Source organism: Streptomyces atratus (assembly GCF_900119365.1).
Taxonomy (GTDB): domain Bacteria; phylum Actinomycetota; class Actinomycetes; order Streptomycetales; family Streptomycetaceae; genus Streptomyces; species Streptomyces atratus_B.
On record NZ_FPJO01000032.1, the window covers coordinates 66,608 to 72,697 of the forward strand.

A 6,090-nucleotide genomic window follows, 5' to 3' on the forward strand; every position below is an offset into this window, starting at 1 on the left:
GCAGCTGCACGGCGCGTCATGCAGGAGCCGGGCGGACCCATGCTCGTGGAAGGGCCCGTTGAAGTGGTCCAGGAGGACGGCACCCTTGCTCGCTCGGACCGTCCTGTTGTCGCACTGTGTACCTGCCGACGGAGCCGCATTTTCCCTTGGTGCGACACGAGCCACCGCGGCCGGAAGAAGCCGAAAGCCGCATAGCCGGCCTCAGAGCGGCACACGGAGTGAGGACTCGCCGTGCCGCCAGGCGCCGAGCAACTGCTCCCCGAACCGGTCTTCCAACCATCCGGTGGCCGCGATACCGAAGGCGACGTCTGGTGCCAGATCCGGCTCCTCCTGGAGCAGACCGGCGACAACCTCATGTCGCACGAGTTGCTCATGCACGGCGTCGGCCTCCACATGCTCCGCATAGAAGTGGACCGCCGCAGGCCCGGCACCGGCTCGCTCCAATGCCTCAGCGAGGCGCCTGGACCCCGGTGATGAGGTGATCTCCACTGAGGCGAAGTGACCGACCAGCGCCCCACGGTGTGAGCGGTGGAGTCCGAAGAGTGACATGAGGTTGACGGTCGCGAGCATCTGCCGCGATCCGGCTTCGAGGTAGCGCCCGTACGAGGTGTCCAGGTTGAGGTCCGCCATCAGATCGGCGAACAGCTTCGAGTGGACCTGTTCCGCCCGTCCCGCTCCGAATTCGTCGTACTCCACTGTGGCCATTCCTGCCTTGGCCCGGCCCGTCAGGCGTGGAATCACCCACACGTGCGGATCGGCCTCCTTGAGGTGGTAAAGGGAGCGGTGGGCGGCGTACTCGCGCAGATGCCACAGCTCGCCGTCGTCCCGCAGGAAGTACGACACGCCTTCGGCGTCCACCGGTTCCAGAACGGCTTCCTCCAGCGCGCTGCCGACATCGTCGGCCACCGGCACGTCAGCGCGCAGAGCGGCCAGGAACCCGCGCTCCAGCGCGGCACGCACCCTGAGCAGATCCGGATCCCACTCCCAGGCGCTGTCCACCCCGTCGAAGCCGCGGTAGTGCAACTCGTAGCAGAGGTACAGGGCGAGCTGGAGGTCGTCGCCGTACGGGTCGGCGCCCGCCGTCAGGGACGTGTCCGGCAGCCTGCGCCGACCCGGTTCCCGGCCGAGCGCCTCGATCAAGGCGGCAGACACCTCACCTCTGCTTCCTGGCAACTTCATGGGGCTTCCTCTCCTCGGCCCGCCGGCTCGTTCCGTGGGGGCACCGCGAGGGAGAAGGAATGCCCGGCGGGGTCGGCGTAAAAGCGTACGCCGCGCAGCCCACCGTTGGCCTTCGCATCCATCGGCATTGCCCCGAGGCTCACCGCTTCTCTTTCCGCCTCGTCCAAATCACCGTGCGCGACGAGTATCCGAAGATGCGCCTGCTGGGCGTCGTCCGGCCGCGGCCAGCTGGGAGGGGCGTAGCCGTGGTCCCGGCGGATCGCCAGGTGCACGCCGTTGTGGCCGACGAGTTCCACAAAATCAGGATCGCTCACCACCTGGATTTCCGCATCGAGCAGTGACGCGTAGAACTCTGCCAGGGCTTCGGGCTCCGCGCAGTCCAGAACGAGAACACTTGTCTTTGTGACGGTCATGTTGTTTCGGGTACCCGCCGACGCTCAGAACACACGGGCGACGGCCAGCACTCACGGGGATGGGCTTCCGTCGTCGAGAACCAACTGGCTCTATCGAGCAGTAGTGGTTCTGGTTCAAACCTCCGTGACGCGCGCACGCGAGTGATGATTGATACTCCGCCGAGCGGCTGGGAAGTTACCCGAAAATGACGACGACCCCGGTGTGGCCGACAATTCGTCGCCGTGGAAAAGAGGGTGCTCGGGATGGAAGAGAAGTTGTTCCCGTTGATCAGGGAGGCGGCAGTGCCATCGGTGTACGTGAACAACGATTCGATACACACCAGTCGCCCTCCTCCTCGTCCTCCGCGTCGCCCTCGCACTCACCCATCCTCCCCTCGCCTCCTTGCTCCTCGTCGCGAGGACGACGAAGAGCACAGAGGCGAAGCAGAGGAGTGAGTGGAGGCACTGACAGGCCCCACAGGCATGACAACGTCCTGCCCGAGACGCCTGCAGCCACCGGAGTGGAGCGGAGCTGACGTTGTTTGGGAATCGGCCACACATGGCAAACCGCTCATCATGCGGCTTTCAGCGGGGTATACGAAATTCGCGGTTCTCGCGTCGAGCAGCGGCAGGGTGAACGTGGCGGCTGCCCGTACCGAGGGCCTCTTTCTGAGGTCCCTCGACGCGCTGGGCCGCCTGGAGAAGCTTGATGTGGTGATCAGCCCCCTGCGGGGGATGGTGCGCGGCGTTCCTCTAGGGCGCTGTCGCGATGTGCTGCACGGTCTGCCGATCGGCCATCCCCTGCACCCCGCACTGGTGCAGGTTCCGATGGGCGCGTGGATTTCCGCCGCGGTGCTGGACGTCGTGCCCGGCACCCGGCGCAGTGCACGCATTTTGGTGGGTGTGGGTGTCCTGGGGGCCGTGCCGGCTGCGTTGTCCGGCTGGGTGGACTGGGCTGAGCAGCACGAGGACCAGATGCGTACCGGCCTGGTGCACGCGACGTCGATCGCCGCGGCCATCGGGCTCTACACGGGATCATGGGTGCATCGTGGCCGTGGCCGTACGGCATTGGGTAAGGCGCTCGGCTTTGCGGGGCTGTGTATGGCCGGCACCGGCGGGATGCTCGGTGGCCACCTCGCCTATCGCCAAGCCGTAGGCGCCAACAAGGCGGCAGAGGTCCGGCGTCTGTTGGAAGAGGGCTGGCATCCGGTCGGCAGAGTGGAGGACTTCCCGGTCGGCGAGGCCGTGCGGCGGGAGTTGGGTGAGGTGCCATTGCTGGTGTTCCGTCAGCCGGGTGGCCGCATTCATGTCCTCGCCGAGCGGTGCAGCCACCTGTCGGGGCCCCTGTCGGACGGGAAGATCGCCGACGGCTGCGTGGAATGCCCCTGGCACGGCAGTGTCTTCCGGCTGTCGGACGGGGCGAACGTACGTGGGCCGGCTACCGCACCGCAGCCGTCCTTCCAGGTGAACGTGGACAGCGACGGCAACGTCCACGTACAGCTGCCCGGCGCCGGGTGCACCACGTAGTGACGTGTCAGCGGCCCAGGGCATTCCGAAGTTGTTGCTTGTTCATCGAGGTGCGACCGTCGATGTTGCGATACTTCGCCTCCTCGTACAGCTGGTCCTTCGTCGGCCCTTGTGGCCCGCTGCGGGACCGTTCGCCACCACGTTGCGAGGCGGACTTTTTGTCTTGAGTGGACACCTTGCTGGAGGTCTTCGACTCGCCGGAGCGCGCCCGCTCGTTGTCCACGGTGCGCGTGCCAATTTCCTTCGCACGCTTTGTGGACTCACCTCTGTCCTGGCGCTCTCCTTGATGTGCTCGTACTGACGCTCTTGCTTCTCGCTCGAGCCGGCAGGCGTGATCTTCTCCTTGACCTGAGCAGATTTCTTCGACACGATCCGCGAAGCGGTGCGGCCGTCCTGTCACACATGACACATTCCACTTCAGCCCGCATAGCAGCTCTGCGCTACTTAGAGCGCGCGGCGGCCCGGACCGCCAAACCCGCGAACGGCTTCTGCGCGGGTGTGGCCCCGCACCCCGCACTTCGGAGGAAACCGGGCCCGCAGCGGCGGAGAGCCGAAATCGCGGCGCCGCGTCCCTAAGCGTAGGCGAACGAGTACCCGGGTACGGACATCACTCGGGCCCCGTCGCTGCACGGCGTCCGGCGGCAGGCCCGTGACTGCTGACGGCGGTAGCGGGCGGCCCACCGCTTGGCCGTGGTCGGCGAGACCTGGAAGCGTTCGGCGGCCCGGCGCAGGGGCCGGTTGTCCTCGACGACGCAGCGGGCCAGGCGTAGGCGTCCGGTCTCGGTCAGGGGTGCATTACGGTGGGGCACGAGGCCTTTCAGTTGGTGTAGACGTCGCAATCCACACCGAACCGGAAGGCCCTCACCCGTTCAAGATCCCTCAACCGAGACTTTCAGTGCCGGAACCTGTCCTTGCCCTTCTCCACGGCCTGCTTCAGTTTACCCTTGGTCTTTTCGGCCTTTCCTTTGCTTTCCAGGCTTTCGTTACCAACGGCCTTCCCGAGCGTTTCCTTGATTTTCCCTTCGGCTATCTCGCCGATGTTTTTGGTCTTCTTTCTGATGCCCATGTCGTGCTCCTTGTGGGCCTTCGGCCGAATAAGCGGGGTTCGGCCGACTGCTATTCGGACGGCGGCAGCAACGTTCCGAGAGGTCCGAGATCCAGATTGAGGTCCTGCATGGAAAGGTCATACCTGGCGCAGAGTTCCACCATACGCTCGTGCAGAATCATGAGCGTGGCGCCCAGCCGCTCCTCCTGTTCCTCGGTGAGGTCTCCGGCGTCGACCCGCTGCAGTGCCTGGCGTTCCATGAGCTGTCGCAGCAGCTCGACGATGGTGAGAACGAGCTTGATCAGGTCCCGTTCCACCGTCTCAGGGTCGGTGGTCACCCGACGTGTGGTTCCCTGCGCCTTTGAGCCGCTCGGCGGCAGGACGTCCTGAGGGTCGGCGGGCAGCAGACGGAAGGCACGGGCCGCCGCGTCGGCGACTTCGTCGAAGCGGTTGCCGGGCCGGCGGTGGGTTTCATCTGTCATGGCCGCCTCGCAGGAGTGCGGGGGCGGACCACGGGGAGGGGTTCTGTTCGCTGACGGAGACGATCAGCGCACGCAGCGATATGCGTACGAGGTCGATGTCGGCGATGGAGAGCACGACGTCACCGGTGAGGACCACACCTCCGCTCAGCAGCCGGTCCAGCAGGTCGATCAGCGCGATCTGCCGGTCCGGCAGCGGCTCTTCTGCCGCGGCCAACGGTCCGCCGTCCGCCCTCACGGCGCGACTCTCTTCAACGGTTCGGCATCGGCGGGCGTGGCGAAGGAGTAGGGCGCCCAGGGTCCTGTGACCTCGATGCGTACCCCTGGAAGTCCCTCGGCGGCCTGTATGACGTCCGCCCGGAATTGTTCGGCGTGCGCCAGCGGCACGAGGTAGGCGTCGTTGACGACGTTCTCTCCCGGCCCGCAGGCGAGTTCGCCTTGCTGGGGCCGGTGCCGGACACGGTCAACGGCCACGTCTCGGGCCGCGTCCTCGACACGCCAGGCCACCTGATCGGCGTCGCGGTATGCGTCTTCGCGGGCGTGGCGCTGCGCTCTGCGGTGACTGAGATAGGCACGCCCGGGGCTCAGGTCCGGATCCGCGGACGGCTCTGCCGGGCTTTCGGTGGCCGCGGGCGCTTCGACGTAGATCTTGACGCCCCATTCCACCTGTGCGGCCAGGTCGGACAGCCGCTCGGCGAAGGCTTCCCGGCGGGCATCGAGCATCTGCCCCACCCGCTCGTCGTCGAGGTACACGGTGGCCAGCCGGAGCGGCAGGACAGTGGTGAGCGCGGCCAGCGCCTCGATCACCCGGTGATGGGCGCGGGCGACCGACTCCAGCCAGTCCAGGTCCTCGAGGTGCGCGCGCAGCGCGGCCTCCTGGAAGTCCTGTGCGGGCACCGGACTGACCGCGACCACCACGTCACGGCGGTGTCCTGTGTGCACGAGGTGCACCGGCGCGTCCGCCACTCCGGGGAGCCCGGACAGCTCCTCTTCCAGAACTCCGTCGGCGTCCCGCGCCACGGCGTAGGCGTAGGTGATGGCCTCGGTCATTGCTCGTCCCGCCTCTCGTTGCGGGGGCTGGGCTCTGCCCGTTCGGCGCGTGAGGTGCGGCGGGGGGCTGCAGGGCGGCTCTCCTCGTCCTTGGCCGGTGGCAGCTCATGGTCCTCGCGCAGAGCCGCGATCTCGGCCTGCAGCCGTTTGTTCTCCTGGGCGAGTGAGCGGTAGCCGTCGTTGGCGCGGGAGGACAGTGAGGGATCGTGCTCCCACCAGTCGATGCCCATTTCCTTCGCCTTGTCCACCGAAGCGACCAGCAGGCGCAGCTTGATGGTGAGCAGTTCGATGTCCAGGAGGTTGATCTGGATATCGCCTGCGATGACGATGCCTTTGTCCAGGACGCGCTCCAGGATGTCGGCGAGATTTGCCGAGGAGCCCTGGCCATACGGGGCGGACCTGGACGGGAGGTCGCCCA

9 protein-coding genes and 2 pseudogenes are annotated in these 6,090 nt (G+C 66.7%); 2 read left to right on the plus strand and 9 right to left on the minus strand.

All coding sequences use genetic code 11. From position 1 onward, the window contains the following. The first annotated feature begins 39 nt into the window (after window positions 1-39). Window positions 40-195: a CDGSH iron-sulfur domain-containing protein gene (locus BT364_RS33545; protein ID WP_256260330.1), complete on the plus strand. Its 156-nt coding sequence runs from the start codon at window positions 40-42 to the stop codon at window positions 193-195. Between the two features lie 6 nt (window positions 196-201). Here BT364_RS33545 and BT364_RS33550 read toward each other — a convergent pair whose 3' ends face one another. Both BT364_RS33550 and BT364_RS33555 read right to left on the minus strand, forming a co-directional pair. Next, a complete protein-coding gene (locus BT364_RS33550; protein ID WP_072488984.1) occupies window positions 202-1,179 on the minus strand; it encodes an iron-containing redox enzyme family protein in 978 nt (325 codons plus the stop codon). Further along, window positions 1,176-1,592: a VOC family protein gene (locus BT364_RS33555; protein WP_072488985.1), complete on the minus strand. Its 417-nt coding sequence runs from the start codon at window positions 1,590-1,592 to the stop codon at window positions 1,176-1,178. Before BT364_RS33555 ends, BT364_RS33550 begins: the two co-directional genes overlap by 4 nt. A 555-nt stretch (window positions 1,593-2,147) precedes the next feature. Here BT364_RS33555 and BT364_RS33560 point away from each other — a divergent pair. Then, window positions 2,148-3,098, plus strand: a complete 951-nt coding sequence (locus BT364_RS33560; RefSeq protein ID WP_079179767.1) for a Rieske (2Fe-2S) protein — start codon at window positions 2,148-2,150, stop codon at window positions 3,096-3,098. Window positions 3,099-3,105: 7 nt separating this feature from the next. Here the strand turns inward: BT364_RS33560 and BT364_RS33565 are convergent. The 7 genes and pseudogenes from BT364_RS33565 to BT364_RS33595 form a co-directional block, all read right to left on the minus strand. Continuing rightward, a pseudogene (locus BT364_RS33565) lies at window positions 3,106-3,434 on the minus strand (plasmid stabilization protein). A gap of 326 nt (window positions 3,435-3,760) precedes the next feature. Next, window positions 3,761-3,907, minus strand: a pseudogene (locus BT364_RS33570) (helix-turn-helix domain-containing protein); the annotation flags it as partial. 83 nt (window positions 3,908-3,990) lie between these two features. After that, complete coding sequence (locus tag BT364_RS33575; protein WP_072488986.1) at window positions 3,991-4,164, minus strand: CsbD family protein; 174 nt, start codon at window positions 4,162-4,164, stop codon at window positions 3,991-3,993. Between the two features lie 50 nt (window positions 4,165-4,214). Continuing rightward, window positions 4,215-4,625, minus strand: coding sequence for a gas vesicle protein K (locus BT364_RS33580; RefSeq protein ID WP_072488987.1), 411 nt, complete (start codon window positions 4,623-4,625; stop codon window positions 4,215-4,217). Next, window positions 4,615-4,839, minus strand: coding sequence for a gas vesicle protein (locus BT364_RS33585; RefSeq protein WP_079179768.1), 225 nt, complete (start codon window positions 4,837-4,839; stop codon window positions 4,615-4,617). Before BT364_RS33585 ends, BT364_RS33580 begins: the two co-directional genes overlap by 11 nt. A gap of 17 nt (window positions 4,840-4,856) precedes the next feature. Continuing rightward, window positions 4,857-5,672, minus strand: coding sequence for a GvpL/GvpF family gas vesicle protein (locus tag BT364_RS33590; RefSeq protein WP_072488989.1), 816 nt, complete (start codon window positions 5,670-5,672; stop codon window positions 4,857-4,859). Beyond that, window positions 5,669-6,090, minus strand: a 422-nt coding sequence (locus BT364_RS33595; RefSeq protein ID WP_072488990.1) for a gas vesicle protein, incomplete at its 5' end; no start/stop codon positions are given. The genes BT364_RS33595 and BT364_RS33590, both read right to left, overlap by 4 nt.